Source organism: Streptomyces sp. NPDC059008, assembly GCF_042749045.1.
In the GTDB taxonomy this organism is placed as follows: domain Bacteria; phylum Actinomycetota; class Actinomycetes; order Streptomycetales; family Streptomycetaceae; genus Streptomyces.
In genome coordinates, this window is sequence record NZ_JBHYJC010000038.1 from 23288 (window position 1) to 48124 (window position 24837).

Consider the following 24837-nt stretch of genomic DNA (forward strand, 5'->3'; position numbering starts at 1 on the left):
AAGGCGAGACGGCAACGGTGATCCGCGACGTCGCCTTCTCACAACGGGTGAGGCGGCGGCAGTCGCTCGTGTCACGCCGGCATGCATTCGGCAGTGGGTCAGCCGTGGCTACTTGATTCCTGTAGCAACCTATCGGCGTGGAAGATCAGTGCACCTATTCCTTGAATCTCACGTATTGGAAGTCGAAAGAGATCGTCGGAGTCGGCCAAGGAAGGGTTCGAAGGTCAGGAAATCTGCAAACCCAGGGAGGAAAGATACCTGCTAATTCTGCAACGCTCGGTAAGTCATTTCAAATCTTGGCGTGGGCGGGGGTGAAGCCGTTCGGAGCGCTTGGCGGAATTTTACGCCTTGATGTCGGCGGATAAAGCGTCAGTGCTGCCAGTCTCTCAGAATCACGCATTCGGTGAGTCTGTGTAATTCTTCACTGGCATGCGGAAGTGTGATTCCGTTAGACTTGTGGGTGATCCTGGCCGGAGCATTTAGATCGGCAGGAGCGGAAGCCGGCTAACTTAATTGGCGCCTCATCGGTAATGATGTTGCCGAGAGGGCCCTGATTGTTGGGTGAATCTCCAGGTACTGCGGGTCGGTTTCAGTGGCCTCGTGTAGGCGATGCTGCGGTCAGGCGAATGCTGAAGAAAGGCCGCCGCTGTGCCGGAATGGAATGTGCTATGCGTGAACTTCCAGAGAGGTTACCCAGCGATCGCGGCGAAGTTTCTAGATGTGCCGCAGGTGACAAAATGTCCTATGTCTATTCGGTGGACAAGGGGTCGCAGCGATCGGGCGAAAGAGAGGTGCAGTATAGGGTTAGGCTCCGCACCGTCTCTATAAAGAAGTTGAATCTGACTAGAATGAAAGAGCAGAAGAATATGGAGGTTGCGGACAAGAAGCCAGAAATACGCACACTTTCCTTCAAGGGGACGGGAAGTGCCATAGCTGCATTGGAGGCTGTGGAATTCGGAAACGCGGAATACGCGTGCCTTCTCGACGTGCCGAAAGGGATGCTCTCCCTGTTGCGGCTCAGCCCCGAATGTCTCCAGCAGGATGAATGCCCTGGGTCTTGCTGTCGCCATCATCCAAATGATCCGTGCTACGAGGTTAGTGAGATCGACTCTGGCCTCTCGCATCCCTGTGTGCTGGCTTACAACGAGCAACGGCAGATGATAGCTGTCATAGGCCTCCACTCTACCAATGTCGCATTCATCTCCACAGTCGGTGCAGTCGGCTCTTTCTCTCCTCAGGTATACGACTTGGGGTATCAGCCAGACCATGTTAGGTTTTCGCCGGACGGTGTGCTCTGCGCAGCGGCCGCTGCACGGGACAGGAAGCTCGTCCTCCTCTTGATGTCTGAGGGCAACTTCTCGCCGCAGCGCCTCGTGATCGACGTCTCCTTCCCGGACTGCGGGGGACCTCATTGGCTCGCCATCACCCAGACCGTCACGGAGACCGAGTGTCAGAGTTCGGCACCAGAAATGCGGCAGTATATCGTCACCGGAATATGCCCCAAAGGTGAAACAATGGAGCAGGGGGTAATTGCGCAAGCGGTAGTGACACAGCGGCTATTTAGAGAGCGAAATGTAAAGATTGCTAAGGTTGGGAGTATAAAAGCAAAGCTTTCCGCCTTCATCCCGACTGCTGCCACCGCTTACAACATAGAACTCCACCAGCGGGAGGTGGGGCAGTTCCATGGCTGATCCGTCCGTTGCGTTGCTGAAGAGCTGTTCCATGGATGATCATGGCGGGTGAACTGCTCGTCCGTCCGTTGCCTGGTGGGGTAGGACTGTGGAGGAGCCGACTATGGCGCGGTGGACGTCGGCGCCTCTAATGAATGCGAAGATCCGCGCCGTGGGCGAGTGGGCTGTGCCCGCGCTCAAGGGCTGGCATCTGCTGGGCGAGCTGTGCTGCGGCACCACCTGGATCACCGGCATGGTCAAGGACGCCCTCACCCTCCACCTCGTGCCACCGTGAGGTGGTAACGGCTCCTCAATTACCGTGCGGGACGGACAGCTGGCACCGCATCTGATCGACTTGGAAGCGGCCGTAGCACGGCCATCCCCCCACGAGTCCGACCTTCCCGGCGAAGTCGAACCGGTCCGCCTCCACACACAACCCCACATCGGCGGGTGAGCACCGAGGCGTCGCCCGCCGCGCAGGTCGTCCGCGGCCGGGGAGGTTCAAGCACGATGCAGATAGGGGCCGCGGTCAGGACATTCCCCGGCCAGGACCCGGTCCAGGCCAGATCCTCAGCGGTACGGCCGTCCTCGCCGGTGACCACGAACGTCACCGCGTCGGCGCCGGCATCTGCCAGAGCCTGCTCGGTAGTGTCGGCCACGACGAAACTGGCGCACAGTGCCAACTATCAACGATCCTGTCCGCCCGCGGTGGAAAGCCCAGACGGTGGTCGTGATTGCCCCCGCATCACGTCGATCACAACGGAAGCCTGCTCGGTGCCGTCCACCTCGGGTATTCCGACTAGTGGCTGTCCACGCCGGGTTGGTCTCAGCCCACTGAAGCGGTCCGCAAGACACCTTGACGATCTTGCGGTGACTCACGAGCACGCGCTCGAATGCCCGGCGGGCCACAGGGGAGTCCAGCGGCTCGTCGTCTGTGGCCAGACCTAGGCTTTCAGCAAGTTGGCAAGGACTCACTGAGTTTGCTGACTCTGCTGCTTCTTCTCAGCGCCTCTGCGCACCGGGGATGGCTACATGCTCAAGCTGCTTTACTCGGCCTCGGGCTGCTGATGGCGGTGCACCACACGTGCCTTAACCAGCAGGGCATACCACGACGTCACATCTGGGCGACGTGTCAGCAGCCGCTTGCGCCATAGTGCGGTCGCGCCCCCGAACACCCCGTGCTGTGTGCGTTCGTCCAAGGCTTTAGCCAGGCACTCAGTCCGGACTGGGCACGGCGCACATATCTCTAGCGCTTGCTTCTCTCGACGGGAGTCGAAGAAGAGATCAACTCCTAGGCGTTTGCACCGAGCCCGCATCCACCATCTAGAGTCCAGCACTTCGGCTCCGCCAACGGGCTGGGACGTCGATTGGCTGCTTTCCCATGCTGACGTCACGTCCACAGCAACCTCCAGGTGTGATCCGTTGGGTATCCAGTAGCTTCAATTCCCCGGAGTCCCTGGTCCAGCTGGAAAAGAGTGCAGCACAACCGCACATCCTCATCCCAGGTACGGGAGGCCCGCAGACCCGGGTCCGTCATCAGACGCATCTTCTGCTCCTCTGTGTATCCACGAGCCACCAGTCGCAACCTCAGCATCAACACCCAGATATTTGATTTTCCTGGTCCGAAGTATTCTTCCCCGGGAAAATCCGGAGGTCGCCTCGTAGTACCGTGCGCGCTGTCTGTTTTCCCGCACGAAGCAAGGGAGGATACCTCAGGACCGCTTTCCATGCCCAAGCCCTCGCCTGCAGTGTCCTTTAGTCTTGTGGCCGCGTGCCGCTCATACGCATCGGACTGGAATGGTGAAAGTTCAGCGCGGACGGCGAATGCGAAGGTTCGTCGGCATATGTGTTCCGGATTCTCCGGATTTGTTTCCTGGAACCAGCCCAACGGGCCTAAGGAGCGTGGTACGGGGAGTTTCGGCCGGTCGATCCGATGGCGGAACCGGCTGGAAAGATTGAAACGTGGAGGGGTGCCGGGATGGGAGGGCGCCCCCGCGGACGTTTCCTGCGGCGTGCTTCGGACAGCGGTCGCATGGTGGTTGCGGGCGCTGATGGCGAGGCGCCAGGTGGGAGCGCAGCGTCGGAGGCGGGGCCAATTGTCGCGCTGTTGGTGTTGGGTGTTAGGGAGGGAGGCCCCGGCCGGCAGGAGCCAGCCCCCCATACGGCTAGGGAGTCCGAGGAAGACGATGGGGTGGGAGAACCTCTCATGGGCAAAAGCCATGAGAGGACCGGACGCTACTGCTGGCCTGGTTGAGCATCGTGCGGAGGAGAGCCGAAGTAGCCTGCGGAGCAGAAGGCCCGAGGCGAAGTGAGAGGAACCGCGATTCATCGAGCGCATCTCCTGTGTCTGCTGCTTTGTTACCTATCCAGACGGGACGTGCGAGCAGGTTGTGGTGGCCCTGTTGCTCGGTGTTGTATCGAGCCGGCCGCATGCCCTGCCCAGGGGCCGACGGCCTGTCCGCGTGCGACTGTTCCTCCGCTCTGAGTCTGTGCGGAGTCGGAGTGACTGCAGTGCCAACTCCGGGAAGACCAGCGGAAGGCACTGAGTGCGACAGTGAAACCCGCGGTGCAGCTCATGGGGTCGGTTGAGGGGACGTTCATCGCTTGGCGGAGTGAAACAGTGGGAGGGACATCGGGGGGGAACTCTAAGCGTGCCCAGAGCTGATGTTCTGACGGGAATGTCTGGAGGCACTGGCTAAGGAAGCGGACGAGTGTTCTCGCACAGTGTTGGCGGGACCCACTGGTGCGGAGGACCGCCTTGCGGCGGAAGTGATGGAGTGACACGGCGACGACAGTGCCTATGAGCTCGCCCAGCCTTTCGGCGTCGGATAGTTGCTCCGGGGTAAGGCGCAAGCGCTTTCGGGACAGGCGATGTACCCGCATGTGGATGCTCCCATCACGGCACCAACGCCACAGTGTGGCCATGCCGCAGTAGGCGAGTCTGTCCTCCGCCGATGACCAGCGCAGGGCGGCTTCGTCCCAGGCAGCCAGCAAGTCGGAGAGACGAGGGTCGAGATCCTCGCGCCCGTAGGACGGCCGCGGCCCGGAAGAACGACGGTGGGCAGGAGAGGGAGACGACACAGAAACCTCCAGCGAGATCAGTTGTACGGCGTGCGGTACTGCCGACCGGGCACTCAACCGAACGGTGTGGATCCGCAGACCGCTTTGTGCCGAGCGCTGCGCTCGTATCAGTGCTGCGCTGCACAGTGGTTCTGGGGTGGGCGAACCGTGCAGCGGGCGCTCGAACCGGGGTGAGCGTGCCAGTGGCTCGTATGCTCTGCGCGCCACGTTGACCTCCGGCACTTTTCTGTGACAGCGGGACATCTGGTGGCACGCCCACTCATGACGTGTTGCGGTCGACGTGACGTCGCGCGGCCTGCACTGACGTGGCGACGGCGACAAGCCTCGGCGCTGAGCAGTTTTGTCATGGCGTCATCCTCCTGCGATGTGAGGCTGACGCGGACCCCTCCTCAGTGGGTTTGGCCTCGCAATGTGGGGCTTTAGCCAGTGTCATCCTGCGTCAGGGCCGTCAGCTTGGCAACTGGAACGCAATCCAGTATCCAATACTGATCGGAAACTTTCACTTTGCGAAGTCGAGGGAGACGAGCAGCGAGGACGGTCTGGAACGACTCGCCGTGGTGCGACGGATCGAGTTTATCTTCGTCGGCAACCCTGATCTCCGGGTTGGACGGCGCGCAGTCGAAGGCTCGTCGGTCATAGAACGACACGGCGGCTCCCGGACAGCGAACCGGGACAGAGGAGGGCTGCAACCCTTGATGGACTCACCCTGAGCCGCGAGGTACCACGCACCGACATCGACTGGTTGTCGGCGCCTTCCGTGGACGACGCCGAGCTGTTCACCCGCGCCGGCTACCTATCACGCAGCGAACACGAAGTTGTTCTCGCGCTGCGACGTGGAACCGAGGCCGGCATCGCTGATCGGGGCCGGTCCCAGCCACGCAGGCACCTTTAGCCGGTTGCGCACGACGGGCGTGGAGCGTCCTGAGATCTCATGAAACCTGAATTTTCGATTGGTCAATCCAAGTGAAATAGCATGGAATGTCCGCGAGTCCTCCATGCCCCATCGGGCTGAGGGCTTTTGCTCGGTCCGGAGCGCTCTTGACCGTAGAAGGAGCCACCCTGACGGAGAATGGGAGTCAAGTGTGTCCAAGTTCGACCCCGAGGTGGAGCTTGAGAAGCTGAGCATCCCCATCCAGTACCTCCCCCTCCATGATGTCCTTGCGGCCTGGGATGCCGAGCACGGCAAGGTGTACTGCAGCATCGGTCTGAACCCCGTCCAAAAACGCTGCGCACTCACACATGAGCTGGCCCACATCACCTTGAAGCACCAGCGTTGTGCGTATGCAGATGACAGCGTGACAACCATTGCCACTATTTCCCAGGAGCGCGCAGCAGAACTGTGGGCTGCACGCAAACTTATCAGTGCCTTGCAACTGGCCGCCGCTCGCGAATCCGGGCTCCCGCCAGAGACCATCGCACGCGAACTGGAAACCACCCCACGCATCTACCGCGCGCGTCTGCTGGCCGAGCAATATGATGAACAACGCTGGCTGGGAACCAAATTTGTCGGCTTCTGACCCGCCCGCACAACCTGGGCCCCTCACACTCGATGGCTTGGCGGCCGCGCGAAGTAGCGGTGCTAGTCGGAAGCCTGGCGCTCTCAATTTGGGCGGTGTGATCTCTGGAGTGGGTCCATCGCGTTGGCATGCAATATTTCAATTGCGGTGGACTGACCGTGAAGCAGCGGGGGTGCAGGGGCAATCGGCGCAGGTAGCGCGGCAAATATGAGTCTCCCGTGAGTCCGCGTGCGCTCGGCACGCCGACTGGCGGGATGGCGGCGCCGAAGACAACAACGCTCTAGGTCAATACAGCCAGGGCGTGAAGAAGGGCTTCTGGGAGAGGACTTCGTTCGCCTACTGGAGGCGGGCCACCCCACTTTGCGGATCCGTTCCGGCTGGGGTGGGAAACTCCCCTCATCATGTCGACGCCGCCATGCATAAGTTGATCGCGGCCACAGTCGGCGAGTGTCCGCGGCGTCCGTCGTACACGCCTGACGTCAACCACTCCAAGGGCCTGTGGGCACGCCCTGCAAATAGTCCGGGATGTCCGCACCTGCCACCGAGCGGGTCGTACTGGTCACTGATGAGTTCCTCCGGGGTGCGAGTGTCGGTCCCGCGCCAGCTGAGGTAGACGCGGGTGCGGGCTGTGTAGCCCTTGTCCGTGACAACGCGGTCGGGTCGGGGCTCTTCCCGGTGTCATCGGCGGCCCAGCGGGCGAAGCCTCCGTGGACGGTCTGCCGGGGGCTGAACCGTGCGGGCAGGTCTCTCCAGGGCAGGCCGGTGCGGAACTTGAACACGATGCCCTCGAGTATGCGGCGGGTTGCGGGGTTGCTGAAGGTGGTGCGGAAGAGGGGCGGGAACGGTCCTGGGGGTGGCCGGCCGGGGTGCCTGCCGCTGGCGGATCGGTACTGCTGGTGGCCGTCCACTACCGCACGGACCTCACGATGCGGCAGCTCGCTCTGCTGTTTCGGGGTCTCGCCGGCGACGGTGTGTCGGGTCATCCAGCGGCTGCAGCCGCTGCTCGCCCCCGGCGGGCCGCTCGACCTGCCAACGCTGCAGACCGGTTGTGGATCGTGGACGGCACCTCGACCCTGATGCGGACCGGACCGTCGGAGCCCGGTCGCGCGACTATCGTCTCTCGGTAACCGCGCAGGTTGTCATCGATGCGGACACCAGGCTGGTCGTTGCCACCGCTCACCGGCCTGCGCACAAGGCCGACGCGCATGTCTGGCGCAGCTCGGGCCTGCCCGCCCAGTGTCTCGATGCCACCGCCCTGAGGGATGGCGCTTACGTCAACACCGGACTTGTCGTCCCGCACCGCAAATGCTCAAGGCGGCCGCTACTGTCGGGCGACGAGGCGGACAATGCCGAGCGTCGCAAGATCCGCGCCCGCGTGGAACACGCCTTCGCCCGCATGACGAATTACAAGATCCTTCGTGACTGCCGGAAGCGTGGCGAGGCCGTCACCACGCCGTCCGGGCCGTCGTCCACACAGGGCACCTCCATCTCTGGGCGGCGCGCGTGGTCAACGCGCCCTGGCTGATGCCCCGATCCTCGGCAACCTGCGTGATCTCCCTGGCGTCACGGATGACACCGACTTCATCAGCTCGGGACCGGCGCCCCACGCGACTTTGACTCTGTATGGGTGATAAGTACGCCTGAATGAAGTAGTGGCTCTTGGCTGCGGAAGCCTCTTCGCGGTGACCTACAGGCGTCCAGCTGTTCCTTCCGAGAAGTATGAAGAGAGCGAGGACCTGTGCTTTCGCAGTTCGCTAAGTCCTTCTGTTCGCCTGGCTTTTTACCACGCACTACTTTGGCTGGCGCTGTCGCTATCGCCATAGCAGCAGCGAGTACGATAGCCATGGCTGCCCCCCTGCAGCCCCTCGACACTATTTCAGCTGGCAAGATGAAAAATGAGTCCTCCATCGTCGCAGGAAAGACGTCGCTAGCGCTGAGCGAGGGCCTCGATCTCAGCGGCCTGGTGTCGCTGAAGATCGACGGAGGGAAGATAGCCCATGTTGAGCGCAAATTAATCGGTGGAGAAGTGCAACTGGGTGGCAATGTTGCACTTGATGTCGGTTCTACGAAGGCGATGATCACCGACCTCCACGTCAACATCGAAACGGGAGATGTCAAGGCCAAGATCAACGGCAAGTCGTTGGTACTGGGCAGCTTCGATAACGGTTCGATGCACCTGCACAAGGAGGCTGGCAGTAAGATTCTCTACGTCGAGATCGGCGGTGGAAGCGAAAACTACATCGATCTTAGTGCGACCGCCGCGGCAGAGCTCAATCGCATCCTGGACGAGGGCGATGACCGGGTCGAAGAGGGTGAAGAACTCCTTACTGGAGTATTCAAGGTAGGCGTGCAGGTTGACGCATCACTGGCCACTGATTTCAAAGTTGCCTACGATGGACTGATATCCGCTGCCATAAATGCCGATACCTCTCTAGGCCTGAAAGTAAATCTTGTACAGCACCTCCCGGTGTTGAGATGTACGGCAGGAGGGAGTTTTTACGCACATTCAGGCAAGAACCACCAAGGGAAGTCTCGATACGGTGAGGCCGGTACCGTCCGTGACACCGGGAGCCCGATCGCGGAGGTTGCCCAGTACCGGGACAACAGGGAGGGCGTGTTGACCACATGGGGCTCCCAAGAGAAGGAGGCGACCAGGTCTGACGAGCGGGCACAACTGCAGCGGATGCGCAAGTTAAATCATAAGCTGCGAATGGAGCGTGATGCCCTCAAGAAGTCGCTGATGCTGTGGGTTCAGGAGGCGGCGAAGAGGCAGTAGAAGGAAGCCGCTTTCGGTCAGAGGAGCGGAATCTCTGCGTGCAGTTCGCTTTCGCCTGTTAGGAACCCGATATCTCCGCGCCCTGATGCTGGGGAGTTCATGAAGATCTCGGCCCTGGCCCCACCGCGACGAGCGGAGGGGCCAGACGCCCAAGGCGACAGGCTCTGGCTGGCCCTCCAGGCCGATGTGGTGGGTGATGCCGCTTGCGTAACCATCGCAGCAGGTGAGAGTAGCTGTAGCCCTGGTCGCCGGGCACCTTTGTCCGGTCTGCATCGACGGGGTCCTTGGTGGGACGGGCTCGGCGGTATGCCTTTGACCAGGGATCAGGGCCTGGCTGTCGCACGGGTTCACTCCCGGGATCCCGACGAGTAGAGGCAGTCCAGTCCGCTCGGTGATCGAACCGATCTTCGAGTCGTATTTGCCTCGGCCGACAGGAGTCGGACCGCTTACGCTCCTTTGACAGGGCCCGCAGGTCTATCGATTCGATCGCACACCGGGATCAGTCCAACTCGCCGCGGGCGCCGAGCTCGTCGAGGACAGGCTGTGGAGCTTGGCCCAGGTCTTGGCTCTCGTCCACTCGGAGAAACGCCGGTGGGCCGTCGCCCCGATAGCCCGAACGATGCCGCCGGCAACTGCTGCCACGCGCAGCCTGACACGGCCACGAACGCGATCGCAGCCAGCACCTCCTGGTCACCATGCCGGGCCGGGCCACCACCCGGAGGCCGCGAGGCGACCTCAGGCACCACCCGCTGGAACAATTCCCACAAATTGTCCGGCACAAGCCGCTCAACGATGCCACCACGACCGACACCCTGCCGGGTCTGGCGAATGAGATGACCTCCAAATAGCGGTACGTCAGCGTCTTCGCGATTGGCCAGATACACAGGTGGGATTGCCTTTGGTTACGGGGCAAATCGGTTTGAGAGGAGGCACGCTGGCCTCGCTGCAGCCTCGAGTCGGCTTGCCGAGGACCAGTAAGGAACGGGGCATAAATGTGAAGGGGAATTCGATGGCATTCGCCAGCTGGCAGTCGACGGCCGAGTTTGGACGCTTGGGGTCTTGCGGGACGAACCTAGTGGGAATTTCGGCACGTAACGATGTCTCTACGATTGCCGGGGTCGCCGAAGCTGCAGATAAAGGTCTGCTTGAGGCCTTTCCGGCAGGCAACAACGTGGTCATGCTGGCGGATAACGGTAGTGTGGACGGTACGGTTGAACGATTTGCCGCGACAAGGCTACAGGCCGAGAAGTTGACGGTGTGCTCCGACAGTGCTGGCAATGGGAAGGGTACCAACATTCTTGCTCTTGCTGGAAGGGCTCTCCAGCTCGGCGCACGCCAGCTGGTGATAATGGGGGGAAACTTATGCAATCCCAAACCCGAGTGGATTCGGCTGCTGGCCTCGGCGGTGTCCTGCAACAGACCGGCTATAGCTCTGCCTGCTTATGTTTGCGGCAGGTATGAGGCGAGCATCACGAACCAGCTGATGCGTCCGCTTATCGCTGCCGTCTTTGGGGCGCACCTTGCGCAGCCGATCGGTGGCGAATTCGCCTTCAATCACGCACTTCTGCAGCAGATGAGTGCTTGGGAAGCCACGGACAGCGTGCGCCTCCATGGTATCGATGTCTGGCTGACGGCGAATGCCTTGCGGGCGGGGCTGAGAGTTGCCGAAGTGCCGCTGGGGCGTAAGGAGGACAACTGGAACCCCGTGAAGTCGCTGTCCCGAACTCAACAGCTCTTGGATGCCCTGTTCCACGTGATGACCTGGCTCGACAAGCCCCGCCCGGTCGCGCGGACAGCCGCGGCACACCGCCAAGTAGTTGATGAAGCAGTACCCCGCGGCAGCCCACCGCAGTACACGCCTGCCTTGCGAGCTTGCCTCAGCCGCTATGTTGCTCGGCACCGCGAGGATTTGTGCAGACTGTTCCCCTCAGCGAGGAACCTGCAGTGCGCACCGTGGGGCATGCGGGTGCCGGCCGAGACTTGGCCCGAGCTGCTTGCGGATGCTGTGGAGGGCCTGGCGGCAGGGGAGTTCCTGAGGTCTCGTGACCACCTGATAGCTCTGCTGGTCAGCCGGACCGCAACATTCTGGGAAGAGGTCCAAGACTTGGAAGCGCACCGTATCGACAGCCTGCTGGCCCGCCAGGTGCGTGATACTGCCGCAGCAGTCCGAAGGCGGAATATTGCCTTCCGTGGTTCGTTCCCAGCTAGCTTCAGCTCGGGCTTGTGGGAGGGGCTGTGAAGTGCTGACTCGTCAGGTCTGGTGCGATCGGCGTCGTCTGAACCCTGACTGTGACCCGCCTCCTGCTCTTCCACCTTCGCGGGGCGGATGCCTGGTCGCGGCGGTAGATGAGCCGGTCGGTGCCCATGCAGGTAGATCGGCACCGTGAGGGATGCGAAACCTGCGGGTGGCGAGCCAAACTGCTTGGGAATCCGTCCCGCGCAAGGACTCTGAGCTTGCGCGCTGAGGGTAAGGGACGACGGCGATCTGTGCGGGCGCCATGATGGGGCGAGCTCAACGAGCACCGGATGGGCAGGTGGCCGACGAGCTACGCATGGCACGAGCGGAGATGTCAGACGTCACGCACGAGTGCCGGCAACTCGTCTGCGCGTCACCTGGGGCGCGAGATCCTCAATCGATAGGTAGACGGCACTGGACTACGTTGCCGAGAGGTCTGGCTTCCGTAGGCCGTACGGTGGCCATTGAAGGAGCAGACCGCCAGGCGGTTGACCAGGGGAGATGGTGCTTGGAGGGTGCCGCCCCTCCGGCATGTGGAGGAGCGGACCCGGTGATGTCAAAAGCCCATCAAAAGGTAAATTTGAGTATTTCAGCGAAGATCTCCAACAGGCTTGTGAGGAGGTTGCTGCTCATTTGATTTCTCCTAGAAAGTGGCAATGTGGGACCAGCTCTCCGGGGCGAGTAAGGGCTCTTGCCCGGAGGTGCTGTAACGGCCTGCAGTCCGTCGTTTGCGCCCCTTCAGCATCACTTGTCGCTGTGCTCGCGCGGAAGCTGCGCCAGCATCCATCACCCGTTTGGGGCAGCATCTAATCCGGCGATAACTTGTTTCCAAGAGAGGTTGGCAAAGGTGCAGTCGTAAGAGCCCTGCGCGCATGGGATGGTGGTACCGGCCTTGGGTGCTGGCATGGGGAAGTAACGACTATGTGAGCTCGTGCATCATGTGATCGCCAGGACGGCGTGCCAGCGCTGTCACCATGGTTAGACGATGCACACGGGCATGATTTCCCTGTTCTGTGGCGCCGGATTGAGCTGCGCACATCATCTGTCGACCTGGCACCCCGGTCATGTAACAGTGCAGGAAGAACTCCCATGGCCGGCAACTCGCAAGCCGCCGCGTCCACCTCGCCCACGAGAATTTACCCATCGACTTCTGAGCAGGCAGCAGCCCTTCAAGGACGAGGCAGAGGTCGGCGTGGGGAGGTTCGGCAGCTTCTGGTCGCATGGGGCGATGAACTCCCGCCGGCGAGCAACGATCGTGTGCCTGTCGTCGAACCGATCCGTGTTTGGGAGCTCGGTCGTGCGGAAGTCGAGGTCGCTGCCGACCGGTGCCACCTCCACGACGCGGCCATTGCGGGCGGCCCATTCATGGGTCTCGGTCGGAGAGCATGAGACTGAGGGCGTGTTGAGGTAGCTGTGGTCGAACGCCGGGGAGGCTTCGAGTGTGTCTCCCAGACCACGGTGTAGATGAAGGTTGGGCCAGGCACGCACATAGCGTGTTGGAGAAGTGGTCTTGCAGGTACCGATTCAGCGTCGCTGCGTCGTCAGCGGGGCCAACTCTCCGGGGTGCTGCTGGTGACTACGTTGCAGACGGCGGGCTTCCCGGGGCCAGGGGACTTTGCCGAGGCGACGACGCGGACGCCATCCAGCAGGATTCGGCAGGAGGCGAGGCCGTCCCCGGTCGGGGTCACTGCCACGCGGGCCTCTTTGCCGGTGTTGACAACCACCTTGGTGCTCCAGGGCAGCTTGGTCCGGGCCAGCCGTTCGTTCTTGTAGTCCGGCTTGAAGCTGTCAGGGTTGTACTGGTAGCTGACGGTGGCAGCCTGGGCTTCGCTGCGGACAGAGGCGGCCTCGTACGTGAGGTACCAGGCGTTCCCGCCCCGCCATTTCTTGATCTCGGTGGCGTTATTCTTGGCCCACAGCATCCCGCCGAGGATGAGGGCTGCGACCGTCGCGAAGGCGACCACAAGGAAGACGTCGCCGCGGAAGCGGCGGGACGGCTGGTTCGGGGATTTCACGGGGACCTCGTCTGTTTCTGCGCCTATCCGCGCTGCGGGGTACTGATGGCAGTGACGCGCGGCTTTCTTGCTCTTCGTGCCATCGTATTCATGGTGAACACGGCGAGTAGTCGACCAATAGGCCGATTTATTCCTCCGTCTGCGGTCGTACCTCTCAGCTCGGCGGGCGGCCTGAAGGATGACTGGCCCGGGATCTGGGGAAAGTCAAGTACGGATGGCCGCGGCAGGCCCGCCGGGATGACGAGATCACAGTCTTCAAGAGTACGGCGCTTGGCCGGACCGATCAGTGGCGGTCCCGGGGAGATACGGTAGCCGCGTGTAGGTCCCACATTACCTTTACCAGTCCAGGAATACGCAGGGTGCTGGAATGCCACGGATTCAGCGTCGCCGTGATGTGCTCGGTGCAACATCCTCAAGCCAATCGGTTTGGCGATGTGCCGTGGTTGGTAAGCGCAGACACGAGATTACCTGTTCGTTTGATTTGTGCGCCATGGAGGATTCCCGCCTCCTTCGAAAGCTAGGAGGAAGGTGCCCCGTGAGGGCGCTACCGCGCACCTTTCCCGTGGTTGACTCCTGCTCGCCAAATTCGAAGATCCATAATCTTGCAATTTTCTATAAAATCGCCTACCGTCCCGACTCGGGCCGCTAGTTTCAGAGGCGACCGAAAGGTCGGTATCGGCGAAGTGGTGGTACGGATGGAAATCGATGGGAGCATGCGCATGGAAGCTCCGCAGTTACGAAAATCGAAGGAGTTGCTGAAAATGCAAACATCCTTGGAGGAGGAAGGGCAGAAAATAGCGGATCGGGCGCCCTGGAGTAAGGTGCTGAGCGCCCGGGCCACCCGGGGCGTCACCGCGGTCGCTGTCGTGCTCGCGATGGGCTCCCTGAACATGGTGTCCGAGCAATCGGCCGAGGCCGTGAGCAGCGCCACTTGGGACCGCCTGGCTCGGTGTGAAAGCGGTGGCGACTGGGGGGCCGAAGCCGGCAACGGGCTGTCCGGCGGGCTGCAGTTTGCTTGGCAGACCTGGCAGCAGATCCAGGTCGCCGCACGGGTACTGGGTCGCCAAGGCTGGGGTGCATGGCCCGCCTGCGCGGCCTCGCTGGGACTGCGCGGCATCCCGCGTGCTGGCGCACGCGCTTGGCCGGACCCGACGGCGACCCCGCTCAATCGGCACCCTGTCCTTTACGCATGGCCTGACGAAATTCAGCGGCAGTCAGCTTCCAGTGGCCTGGCGGTGGTCAATTCGGGGGATTCGCTGATCGGAATCGCCTACGTCTGTAACAAGCCCTGGCAGGAACTCTTTCGAGAGAACCGCCAGGCTGCTGCAGGAGCAAATTCGAACGTCAGCTATCCAGGCGCCCTGCTGCGGACGAATGTGACTGCTCCGGGAGTGAGGTGAGGTGACTGAACCGCAGGGTCCCCCGCGGGGGTAATATGTGCATCCGGAGTGGCGCTACCCAGAAGGGAAACTTGGAAACTGGTAAGGGAGCCGCCCAAATTGCTTTTCGATTCAGCGGCACAGTCCCCGAATTGTCTCGGACCGTTCACCGATGTATGTGATGATTTCGGGATCAAGCTCCAGGAGCATTCCGCTCCCGGCGAGCAAGGTGCGGGCAGTATGGATGTGTGAACGCGTTCGTCGGGAGCGCGTCCGGACGGGTTCCAATGCACGTGGGCAGGCCAGGGGTCCGAGCCCGGACGGCTTCCTCACTGCACTGCCCGACCTGGTCCAGTCCGTACTTGCCGCACCACCCGCATCCACACGGTTCCGCCATGTTCCAGCACCTGTGTCGGCACATGGCGGAAGGGCGCGGCTTCCCAGCTGCGGCAGCACTCGAAGGGAAGCCGGCTGGGCATGGGCTTGGAGGCTCCGGGGCGCTAAGCCTCCAAGCCCATGCCCAGCCGGACGTTCAGTGCCTCTGGGGCTTGGTGTCTGTCATGGTTTGAGCCTCGGGGTGTTGAGGTGGAGTCCCAGGTTTATCTCGACGGCAGGCAGTGTCAGCCGACCTTCTTGAGACAGAACTTGCCGCACTTCTGCCAATTTCTGCTGCGTCATTTGCTTCCAGCGCGCCTGGCGCCTGGCCAGCTCGGCCTGACTCCACGCCCGGGCGCCACTGGCCTTGAACTCTTCTTGAGAGATTCGGCTGAGGAGCTTTTCGAGGTATGGCTTAGCGGTCTTGTCGATGAAACGTTCGTTAAAGGCGTCGAAGGCGCTCTGGTGGCCGTCTACAGGCCTCAGTGCCGAGTCCAGGACGTGCTGGGCGGTTTGCTGTGCGTGCTTCCGGTACACCTCGGCACGGCGTGTGCGTGCGTCGAGCACCTCCTGGGCGAGGTGTTGCCGAAGTGTGCGTTCCCGGGCTGTGACTTGATTCTTCTCGGCCTGGGATGCGGCTGCTGCGCGTGCCTTGCCCGCCACGGCGGTGAGTGCCTTGCTCTGGGCAGCGGCCCATTGGTCAAGCGTTGCCTTGTCGGCGGCGAACGCAGCGCCCAGCTTCTTGTCGATGCTGGGGATGACGATGCTCTTGGCGACTTCGACCAGGTGGTTGCGCCATAGCGGGTCGCGGGCGGCACGCAGGTCCTGGGGCGCCTTGTCCCATACTCCGCGGTCGTGGTTGAGTCGGGCAACTTCGGCGGCTCGGCCGGCCAGCTCGTTGTACACGTACTGCGCCAGTTGTTCAGTGAGCAGTATCGGTTCGGTGATGACGACGAGTTCGGGTTGGGCTGCGGTGGCGACCTGCAGTCCCTCGGCGATGCTGTCGAAGCCGAGGTTGACGTAGTCTCCGGCCTTGGCGTCCTCGGAGATCGCATAGCCGCTTGCGGCGATGCCCACGTACGGGACGAGCTTCATACCGACCTCGCCAGCTCTTCCGGCCTGTCTGCCAAACCGGGCCAGCAGGCTCGTGTCGGTGCTCAAGCGCTCAACGGCCTTCAGGTCGCGGCTGAGGGCCGTGCTGACCCGGGCCGAGAACCCTTCGAATTCCTGTGCGCTGAGTCTCTTGCCGAGTACGTCGGCGACGACGTCGTTGGTCTCGCGCAAGGGGGACAGCAGGGCCTTGGGGTTGCTCTCCAGTTCTTTGAGGGAGTAGGCATACTCGATGTCCGAGCCGTTACTCGCCAGGCGTTCGCGGTGCGTCTGCGCCAGCTCCTCCTCTTGCACGTTGTGGCCCGTGGGTCTGGCCGCGGGTTCGCAGAGCTCAGCGGAGCGCCGTACCCGTCCGGTCCCCGGGGTGCACGGCGGGAGCCCGGCTGCTGGCGGTGTCGCCTCTGTCGAACGGGTGATCTTGTAGGGGGTGGAGGAGGCTTGCGTGTCGGTTCCCGGGCGGTAGTTCTCGTTGGAGACCAGCCGGTTCCAATCCGGCTCCGGGAGCTTGTTGACCATCTTGACGGGTACCGCGTATTGCACGAGCTCGGGGCGAATGGGACCGAGTGCGGCCCACTCCTCCTGCGAGCCGAAGTATTTGATCGTGTCTTTGGCGGCCTGGGCGACACCGGGCTGAGTGTTGTTGACTGCTCGCTCCAGACTCGCGCGGACGTTGTAGAAGTTGCGATCGGGCTGGATGACGTAGACCCAGCCCTCACTTCCACCGGCCCTGAGCCGGCCCGCATAGTTCATGGCGTATTCCACAGAAGTGGAAGTAGAGACGAAGTTGGTCGTACCCTTCAGCCCGCTGGATGACTGCAGGGTGCTGCGGCCGTTGACGTGGTCGAGCAGATTGCTGTTTGTACCAGGCCCTGGCACGGAGAAGCCCTTGGCGAAGATCTCCTCAGGTGGACGGGTATCGACCCGGTATACGCACGTTGGTGACGTCCCGGCGAGGGAGCAGGTTCTGGGAGCGGTTTTTACACTCTCCCGCTCGCCGGCGGCGTAGGCCTCGCCGATTTCGGGTGTCAGCATCCCCATGGCTGCGGTGAAGACAACGGCGGGACGGCTCCATCGGACCCGTGGGACATAGGTCCGGCTGCGGACGGTGGACATACCTGATCGCATACGGTGTTGCGGCTTTCTACTGGGCTGGGCGTCGCCTGAGGAACGCGAGGGGCTGTACCCGGGAAGGTGGTGAGAAGGTGCCGTCACGGCAACAGACCTGAAAGGTCGTCTTTCGGGCCGGACAAGGGTTAGCCGACCGAAGGCACTCCACGCGGCAGACACGGAGGATCGCTCCGGCCTGGTCGGTATGGCCCGTACGTCCCACCAGCCTCCGGGAAATACGACAGTGCGCGGCGCGCTGAAGGGCCTTGGCTTACTGGTCTTTCGACCTGCGTCGTGCAGGACCTTAGCCACGAATATGGACATTCAGTGCGTTGTTCTCTATATGAGACTAGAGTCATTGTCGAGGCCCTGTCGGCGTGGGTGTCCGTCGTCCGCTTCGGCCGTAGTCGCGATGTGGCCGCCGATCAGGAGGTACTGGCAGGAGGTACGGATCCGAATTGGCCCGCGCTGCCCCAACAGGCCGGTCGAGGCCGCTACCGCCCCTACGGATCACCGTTCAGATCTCCCAGACCTGGGAGGGCCTGCCTTGGCCGGCTCCGCTTGTACCGCGCGCCCTGCGGCAACAGCGACGGCACCCTGTGCGGCCCGCTGCAACGGCATCAGCTGGAGCATCGGCACCAGGACCCCGACGACTACAGTGCCCAAGGCTCCGCGATGGTCACCCACAAGGGCCAGAAGGCCGGCTCTTCTGCGTCCACCGCGGTTCATACGCCACTACGGTTCGTGGCTGACACGCGCAGGTGCCAGGCGTGGACCAGCGGACCGTCCGCCCGTCGGCAAGCCGCACCCTGCCGGGCGTCCACGATCGAACCAGGCGAAGAAACGCTCCGACGCGTATACGACCTGTCGCCCCGGCAGTAGGCCGTCGTGATCGATTGGTGATCCGTTCCACATTGGGCAGAGGGTCGCAACGGGAGCGTGCGGGGCCGCCACTCATCGAAGGGTCTGGGTGTGACCAATCCTCTGATCAAGGCGTTGCTGGCCCGCGGCCAAGGGGAGCTGATGCTCATTGCTGCCGCAGAGAAGCGGCGTGTCCTGGTGGGCGGTTTCCTCGACGGTGTCAAGCGCTGTGCGGGCGCGCTTCGTCTGTGTGGTGTCGGCCCGGGTGACCGGGTGGCTGTCACGATGCGGGCGGACGCCAGGTTCATGACCGTGGTGTATGCGTGTCTGTTCCTGGGAGCGGTGCCCGCGTTATTCGATCCTGGGCTGCCGTCTGACGTGGTCGGCCGCGGCATGGGGCGGTTGCGGGTCAGATTGTGGCTGACCGAGAACGCCGACGAGGCCGGCTCCGTTGCGGCCACTGAGCTGCTCGACGGCCCACCACTGCCGGCGCCGGCAGTGGTCGAACCAAGCCATCCATGCCTGATCATCCATACCAGCGGGACCACGGGAGCTCCCAAGCCGGTGGTGTGGAGCTGCGCTCTCGTCGCCTCCTACCTCGACCAGCAGCGCATTCTGTACGGCGCACATAGGTTGGTGACGGAGTTCGTGGTGCTGCCGTTCCTCGGTCTGATGGATGCGGCACTGGGCCGGGCCCTGATCCTGCCGCAGATGGGTGATGCGCAACCCGGACGGGCTGATATCGCGGCCGCCCACCGGCAGATGACCGACCTGGGCTGCGACTACACCTTCGCCTCCCTCACCTTCTGGCGCCGCATGGTGGATTACTGCGCCGAGCACCGGCTGGCCATGCCGGCGGTAGGCATCGCCACGACGTCCGGTGCGCCTTCCAGCGCGCGAGTCGTCGAGAACCTTGTCCAGGCCCTGCCCACGGCTCACATCGATGTGCACTACGCCAGTACTGAGGCACCGATCCCGCTGGCGGTGATGGAGGCCCGGGACCTTGCCACGCGGGCTGGCGTTGCTGCCCGGCATGGTCTGGGTGTCCCGGTTGGCATGGCACAGGACGCCCGCATTGCTGTGCTGCCTCTCCACACCAACGCGCCAGGGGAGTTCGATGACGCGGACCTGCTGCCCCCGGGACAGATCGGAGAGATCATCGTGACCGGACCGCGGGTCTCGAGCGAGTACGCCGAACTACCCGAAGTGACCTCACAGGCCAAACTCCGTGACCCCGGCGGCTCGCTGTGGCACCGCATGGGTGACATCGGCTACCTCGATGACGACGGCATGCTGTGGTTCCTGTGCCGCCGCAAGCACCTGATCTCGACAGCCCAGGGCACGCTCTACCCTGACCAGCAGGAGTTCACCTACAACCACCAGTTCGGCCTGTCGCAGTGCGCCCTGATCTGTCCACCGGGAGGGGGCGAGCTCTACCTCGTCGTCCCCGACGCTGAGTACCAGCGAGCACCCGCTGACCAGATCCACGCACTTGCACGCCACCTGGCTTGGCCCACCCCGCAGCCAGTCGCCTTTCCCGGATGGCTCCCTGTCGACAGACGGCACAGCGTCAAGATCGACCGCCCGGCCCTGGCCGTCTGGCTCACCCAGAGAGTCATCACCGTGCCTGAGGTGCCGGGCTCTAAAACTGACGGACATTGTTGACAGGTGGGTCTCTGGTTTCCAGGAGACCTGCATGATGACCGAGCGCGACCCATCGAGGCATGCGAGGCACCGGCTGGCGGTGCTACGCCACGATCCATATGACGGCAGGATCGACTCCCTCCGCATTGGTTCCCTTTCACCGCCTCCAGTCGGGACGCCGGAACCCGGCGCGGCGCGACGGTAGTGCCCCTGCCTCCGCACCGAGCACCCGATGCCGGGCGACGGGCGATCGCCTGGGAGCTTCTGCCGTGTGCGCGTGCGCTTCTCCTGTGGACCCGCCCGGCACCGGATCCAGCCGTATGTCCCCGGACAGCACCGTCGGTCGCAGTTCGGATGCGTCGATTGTGCTGTCCGGGGCGGAGGCTGGATCGCAGGACTTCGTGACGGAGAGGTTGCGCTATCTCTTTGTGGAGCAGGTCTGGAAACCACTCCCTTGGCGTGGAATCACTCAGCGGGTCGCCCCGTCTGTCTGGACCTATTAGCGGAGTACGGGATCTATATCGGTGTATCCGAGGTCTTTCCCGCAAGCAATCGGCGGGGTCAGATCCGGTCGGCGGCGATCAGCAGGTACTGGAAGCTGCCGTTCTTGTATGCGGTCAGGAACGTGTCCTCGATACCGGTGGCCAGGGAGGACTTGGCACGCAGTTCCCAGTACGGGATGGTCGCCGCAGTGAGGTCCACCACGTTGATCGGCGCGAGCCGGTTTTTCGCCATCTCCTTGAAATAGGCGGAGCGGGGGTGGATGTCACATATGTAGTGGGCGTTGATTGTCGAGACCTCGCGGGAGGGCAGTCCGTAGGTGTCGTTGTAGCAGCCAGTGATGGTGACGTAACGGCCACCGCATGTGAGGAGGCGGGCGTATTCGGCGAACAGTGTCGACAGGTCGACGTACATCGTGGACTCGTTGTTCCAGATGCCGCGGAACCGGCCGGTCTCGAAGCCGGTTTCGAGCATGTCCTTGAGATGGAAGCGCACCTTGTCGTTCACGCCGCGCTTCTTGGCCTGCGAGGCGGCGAAGGCCACCTGGGTCTCGGAGATGGAGACCCCGTCGACGTGGCAGTTGAACCGCTTGTTGGCGACCAGGCTGCCGCCGCCGCGGCCGCAGCCGGAGTCCAGGAGACGGTCGTCGGGGGCGATGGTGCCGAGGTGGTCTGTGAGGAAGTCGGCCTGGGCGCACTCCAGGCGATGCAGTTCGGCGATGATGCGCTTGTCGCGGGTGTCCTCGGGGCCATGCAAAACCGACCAGTCGACATCGCCGATGCCGAAGTGGTGATGGTACAAGCCGTCGACGTCGCCCAGCCGAAGATTGACAGGGTTCATCTCGTGGTTCCAGTAGTCAGCCACTGACTCCTGGTAGGGGTTGCTGGCGGGGGCTAATGCCGTGCGGACGCGGTGGGTTGTGGTGCTCATGCGGTTTCCTTCTCTCTCACCAGTAGTTGGGCAGGAAGTAGCGGTAGGTGTTGGTGTGATGCCATTCGTGGTTACCGGCGACCCAGGCGGCGAGCCCGGTGGCGTAACGGGCCAGGACCGGGTCCTCGGCGGCGAGGGCGGCCGATTCGTCCTCGAATGCGTGCATGATCTCGTTGTGGATGTCGACGGCCTTCAGGTAGGCGTACTTGAGGCCGCTGCGCTCCTCCGCGGCGATCACCACGGGGAGGTTCAGGTGGTACTCGTCGTTGGCCATTTCCTTGGTGAAGGAGTACAGGTCGTTGACGAGGGTGGTGGCGTTGCAGGCCAGCGCGGTGATGCGCTGGACTTCGGGGCGGGAGTAGAGCGGCTCGGGCAGTTCGTAGCCGTCCACGGCGTCCACGAGGGACAGACAGGGGCGGAAGCTGTTGAACTGCCGCATCACCAGGTATTGCCACGCCGGCGGGGTGGTGCGGGTCTGTGCCCAGGCGCCCTCGGCGAGGTACCCCAGGTGCAGGCGCGCCATGTCGTGGATGAACCGGGTGGCCTGACTGGGTGTGGCGACGTCCCGGAAGGCTCGCATCGCCTCGGCGTAGGAGCGCAGCGGAGCGTCCGCTCCCAGTCCCTGGTGCCACTGCTGTTGGTAGCCGTTCGCAGTGTGCAGGGGGTCCAAGGCGCTCTGCGCGATGGCGAGCCGACTGCCCAGCCCGATGGGGGACCCGCCGTAGTCCTCGCAGTAGCAGTCGTCGACGACGTTCTCCGCGACCAGCAGTTTGCCCGCGACGACGAGGCGCTCCAGGTTGGCCGCCGTCGGGTGTTGCAGGACGACCGCACGGCCGACCTGGAATCCGGCGAAGTCCTCCGCCCATTCAGGGGGGAACAGAGTGAGCTCACGGACCCAGGCTTCGAGTCGCCGGTCCACCTCGGCGACCTTGGCCGGGTCGGCCGGTACGGCTGGCGGGCAGTACAGACCCGGAATCGGGTCGCCAGCGCGGGGCGGGGCCGCGGGTGCGGGCTGACTGTGGCCTTCGGGCGGCTGAATGAGGGCCCTTGCCGCTGCTGTACCCAAGCCGGTCGGGCCAGCGGGAAGCCACGCCACTTCCTGCGCCGACGATGCGGGCCACTCGGCCGACGGCTCCGCCGACGCGGTGAACGGATCTCGTTTCCCGGCATGTGCCGGATCGGAGAGTAAGGCGCCCAGCAGGTCCGCCACCTCATGGGCGGCTGGGGCGGCGAACTCCAAGGACAGTAACGACACGGTCTTGGCCCTTCTTCACTCGCCGGACCCGGGTGCTCAGTCACGCGGGCGTACTTCGACGTTCTCAAGCAGGCCGATCGCGTCCGGGACGAGCACGGCAGCGGAGTAGTAGGCGCTGACGAGGTAGGAGATCATGGCCTTCTCGTCGATTCCCATGAACCGCGCGTTGAGTCCGGGCTCGACCTCGTCGGGCAGACCTGTCTGGTGCAGGCCGATGACGCCCTCGTTGTCCTCGCCGGTGCGCATAGCGATGATCGACGAGGTGTGGTGTTCAGAGATCGGGATCTTGCCGCATGGCAGGATCGGCACACCCCGCCAGGCGGGAATGTGGTGGCCGTCGACGTCGACGCTGCCAAAGTAGATGCCCCGCTTGTTGCACTCCTTGCCGAAGGCGGCGATGGTGCGTGGGTGGGCGAACATGTACTTGGTTCCGCGGCGCATGCTGATCAGGTCGTCGAGGTCGTCTGGGGTGGGCGGGCCGGAGTGAGCCGGGATGCGCTGGTTGAAGTCGGTGTTGTGGAGCAGCCCAAAGTCTGGATTGGTTAGCAATTCCATCTCCTGACGCTCACGCAATGCCTCGATGGTCAGCCGCAACTGCTGTTGCGTCTGGTTCATCGGTTGGTTGTAGAGGTCGGCGACCCGGGTATGCACCTTCAGAACGGTCTGCGCTACGCTCAACTCGTATTCGCGCGGGTTGAGCTCGTAGTCCACGAAGGCGGTCGGCAGGGTCGGTTCACCGTCGTGGCTGGAGAGGAACTCGATCTCGGCCTCACCGGCCTTGTTCGTCTGCTTCTGAGTGTTGGCGCTGAGCTGCTGCACGTGCGACCGTAGAGCCTCGTACTGGTCAGCGACCGCCCTATACGCTCTTTGCGGCAGCACCAGTACCGTCGTCGCGGTCACCGCACGGGCCGTGAATTCCCACTTGTCGTTTGCCCCCGCGAGCACGTTGCCACCGAAGCTGTCGCCGTCGGACAGCCGGCCCACTATGACCTCGCCTTCGTACTTCGCGGGTTTGACCTGTTCCACCTTGCCGTGCGCGACCAGGAAGACGTGATCGGCTTTCCGGCCCTGCTGCACGATGATTTCACCGGGGTCGTATTCCTTCTGGACGAACTTGTCGGCCAGCGCACCCAGCGCCGTGGGGTCGCCGAACCCGCGCAGCAAAGGCAGTTCGGCAAGCTCCGCGGGGATGACGCGAACCTTGGACCCGCTCTTGTCGAAGGTCACTTTTCCGTCCCCGACCGTGAACGACAGACGTCGGTTCACCCGATACGCACCGCCAGGGACGTTGACCCACGGCAGCTTCCGCAGCAGCCACCGAGAGCTGATTCCTTGCATTTGAGGTTCGGACTTGGTGGTGGTCGCAAGGTTCCGTGCCGCAGCTGTGCTGAGACTGAGCTGCTCCTTTCCCTGTGCTTGTTCCTTTGCCTTCACGGCCTTTGACGGGCAGGTCTCGACAGTCATCGACTACCTCTCTGAAATACAGTGAGACGATCGGCCCGGCTGTAACATGGCAGGCTTCAGCCAAGAGGCCAGGCGTGATCACTTTCCGTACGCGTAGCTAAGGCGTAGCGACGTGTAGGTGCGACAGGCGCCCTGCCACTCAAACCGCACACACCGAACGCACCCTGTCCCATAGCCCGGCGCCACGCTTAGGGCGCGATGGCCTGCACCGACAGTCTTCAGAGAAGCCAAGCCGCGCTGATCTATCAGCACTCTGATGACGGGCGGGAGCAGAAGGTTCACGGAGGGCATTGACGCGACGACGTGAGCCGTTCGGAAGAAGACAGCGAAGTGGCAACAGGCCGCAAGGGAAGCTCGACCGCTAGATGCGAGACGACACTGCGTCCTCCCGCACTGGTCGTTCCTTGGCTTGTCTGGTCGCAGCGAGAGCCCGAAGGCTGCGCTGCAGTGTGTCTATTCGATCTCGATGACGCTGGAGGTCGCTACCCCGGGCGCTGGTCGGTCGCGAGTCGTGCGTGGACCTCGATGTCGTAGCGCATGCGTCGTGAGCGAGTGGTTGCTGTTGGAGCCTTGTGGCGGCGAAGCTTCGGCTAGGGCTACCCCCGAGCACCCTGGCCTGAAGATGAGTAGGCGAGAATAATCGCAACAGTTCTCAATACCGTTGCAACACGGCGGTCGATAGGATTAAAAAGTCATTCCGTGGTAGTTGTGCCCCAGGGCCACGGGGCCATCGAAAAAATACATTTTATTAATTCAGTAGAAAATCTAGCGCACATCTGTCTCCTTCTAGATGGTTTCAAATGTGAGAAGGTCGCGCCGACTCAATGCAAGGTGTCGGCGTTGACCGGAGAATCTGTAAGTAACGGCCTGTAGCCGTTTCTGGCACCCTCCAATCATCACCCATCGCCGGGATCAC

14 protein-coding genes and 3 pseudogenes are annotated in these 24837 nt (G+C 62.9%); 8 read left to right on the plus strand and 9 right to left on the minus strand.

The genetic code is table 11. The features are described from left to right. Window positions 1–737 precede the first annotated feature (737 nt). Together ACFWZH_RS30780 and ACFWZH_RS30785 are read left to right on the plus strand one after the other, a co-directional pair. Window positions 738–1691, plus strand: a complete 954-nt coding sequence (locus ACFWZH_RS30780; protein ID WP_384438527.1) for a hypothetical protein — start codon at window positions 738–740, stop codon at window positions 1689–1691. A 151-nt stretch (window positions 1692–1842) separates the two neighbouring features. Then, window positions 1843–1965: a hypothetical protein gene (locus ACFWZH_RS30785; protein ID WP_384438530.1), complete on the plus strand. Its 123-nt coding sequence runs from the start codon at window positions 1843–1845 to the stop codon at window positions 1963–1965. A gap of 751 nt (window positions 1966–2716) precedes the next feature. On the opposite strand, the gene ACFWZH_RS30790 is transcribed toward ACFWZH_RS30785, so the two are convergent. Further along, window positions 2717–2986, minus strand: coding sequence for a WhiB family transcriptional regulator (locus ACFWZH_RS30790; protein ID WP_384438612.1), 270 nt, complete (start codon window positions 2984–2986; stop codon window positions 2717–2719). A gap of 2184 nt (window positions 2987–5170) precedes the next feature. After that, on the minus strand, window positions 5171–5398 hold the full coding sequence (locus tag ACFWZH_RS30795; protein ID WP_384438533.1) for a hypothetical protein: 228 nt from the start codon (window positions 5396–5398) through the stop codon (window positions 5171–5173). A gap of 435 nt (window positions 5399–5833) precedes the next feature. Between ACFWZH_RS30795 and ACFWZH_RS30800 the strand changes: the two genes are divergently transcribed. Continuing rightward, complete coding sequence (locus ACFWZH_RS30800) at window positions 5834–6268, plus strand: ImmA/IrrE family metallo-endopeptidase (protein ID WP_384438537.1); 435 nt, start codon at window positions 5834–5836, stop codon at window positions 6266–6268. A 674-nt stretch (window positions 6269–6942) separates the two neighbouring features. Here ACFWZH_RS30800 and ACFWZH_RS30805 read toward each other — a convergent pair. After that, window positions 6943–7068 (minus strand): annotated as a pseudogene (locus ACFWZH_RS30805) (transposase); the annotation flags it as partial. On the opposite strand from ACFWZH_RS30805, the pseudogene ACFWZH_RS30810 reads away from it, so the two are divergent. Together ACFWZH_RS30810 and ACFWZH_RS30815 are read left to right on the plus strand one after the other, a co-directional pair. Continuing rightward, window positions 7049–7759 (plus strand): annotated as a pseudogene (locus ACFWZH_RS30810) (transposase family protein); the annotation flags it as partial. The pseudogenes ACFWZH_RS30805 and ACFWZH_RS30810 sit on opposite strands and share 20 nt — an antisense overlap. A gap of 352 nt (window positions 7760–8111) precedes the next feature. Beyond that, window positions 8112–9044, plus strand: coding sequence for a hypothetical protein (locus ACFWZH_RS30815; protein WP_384438541.1), 933 nt, complete (start codon window positions 8112–8114; stop codon window positions 9042–9044). Here the strand turns inward: ACFWZH_RS30815 and ACFWZH_RS30820 are convergent. Beyond that, window positions 8961–9874 (minus strand): annotated as a pseudogene (locus ACFWZH_RS30820) (transposase). The gene ACFWZH_RS30815 and the pseudogene ACFWZH_RS30820 sit on opposite strands and share 84 nt — an antisense overlap. A gap of 179 nt (window positions 9875–10053) precedes the next feature. Between ACFWZH_RS30820 and ACFWZH_RS30825 the strand changes: the two are divergent. Next, on the plus strand, window positions 10054–11283 hold the full coding sequence (locus ACFWZH_RS30825; RefSeq protein WP_384438544.1) for a hypothetical protein: 1230 nt from the start codon (window positions 10054–10056) through the stop codon (window positions 11281–11283). A 1538-nt stretch (window positions 11284–12821) separates the two neighbouring features. On the opposite strand, the gene ACFWZH_RS30830 is transcribed toward ACFWZH_RS30825, so the two are convergent. Continuing rightward, the gene (locus ACFWZH_RS30830) at window positions 12822–13295 is read right to left on the minus strand and encodes a hypothetical protein (protein WP_384438547.1); all 474 of its coding nucleotides are present in this window, start codon (window positions 13293–13295) and stop codon (window positions 12822–12824) included. A 719-nt stretch (window positions 13296–14014) separates the two neighbouring features. Between ACFWZH_RS30830 and ACFWZH_RS30835 the strand changes: the two genes are divergently transcribed. Next, window positions 14015–14695: a transglycosylase family protein gene (locus ACFWZH_RS30835; protein ID WP_384438549.1), complete on the plus strand. Its 681-nt coding sequence runs from the start codon at window positions 14015–14017 to the stop codon at window positions 14693–14695. A gap of 537 nt (window positions 14696–15232) precedes the next feature. Here the strand turns inward: ACFWZH_RS30835 and ACFWZH_RS30840 are convergent. Next, entirely contained in the window at window positions 15233–17272 is a 2040-nt protein-coding gene (locus ACFWZH_RS30840) for an enterotoxin A family protein (RefSeq protein WP_384438552.1), read from the minus strand. 966 nt (window positions 17273–18238) lie between these two features. On the opposite strand from ACFWZH_RS30840, the gene ACFWZH_RS30845 reads away from it, so the two are divergent. After that, window positions 18239–19792: an AMP-binding protein gene (locus ACFWZH_RS30845; RefSeq protein ID WP_384438555.1), complete on the plus strand. Its 1554-nt coding sequence runs from the start codon at window positions 18239–18241 to the stop codon at window positions 19790–19792. A 540-nt stretch (window positions 19793–20332) separates the two neighbouring features. On the opposite strand, the gene ACFWZH_RS30850 is transcribed toward ACFWZH_RS30845, so the two are convergent. The 3 genes from ACFWZH_RS30850 to ACFWZH_RS30860 form a co-directional block, all read right to left on the minus strand. Then, window positions 20333–21202, minus strand: a complete 870-nt coding sequence (locus tag ACFWZH_RS30850; protein WP_384438558.1) for a geranyl diphosphate 2-C-methyltransferase — start codon at window positions 21200–21202, stop codon at window positions 20333–20335. 16 nt (window positions 21203–21218) lie between these two features. Further along, window positions 21219–22241: a family 2 encapsulin nanocompartment cargo protein terpene cyclase gene (locus ACFWZH_RS30855; RefSeq protein WP_384438615.1), complete on the minus strand. Its 1023-nt coding sequence runs from the start codon at window positions 22239–22241 to the stop codon at window positions 21219–21221. A 252-nt stretch (window positions 22242–22493) separates the two neighbouring features. Next, window positions 22494–23921, minus strand: coding sequence for a family 2B encapsulin nanocompartment shell protein (locus ACFWZH_RS30860; RefSeq protein WP_384438561.1), 1428 nt, complete (start codon window positions 23919–23921; stop codon window positions 22494–22496). Between the last annotated feature and the right edge of the window lie 916 nt (window positions 23922–24837).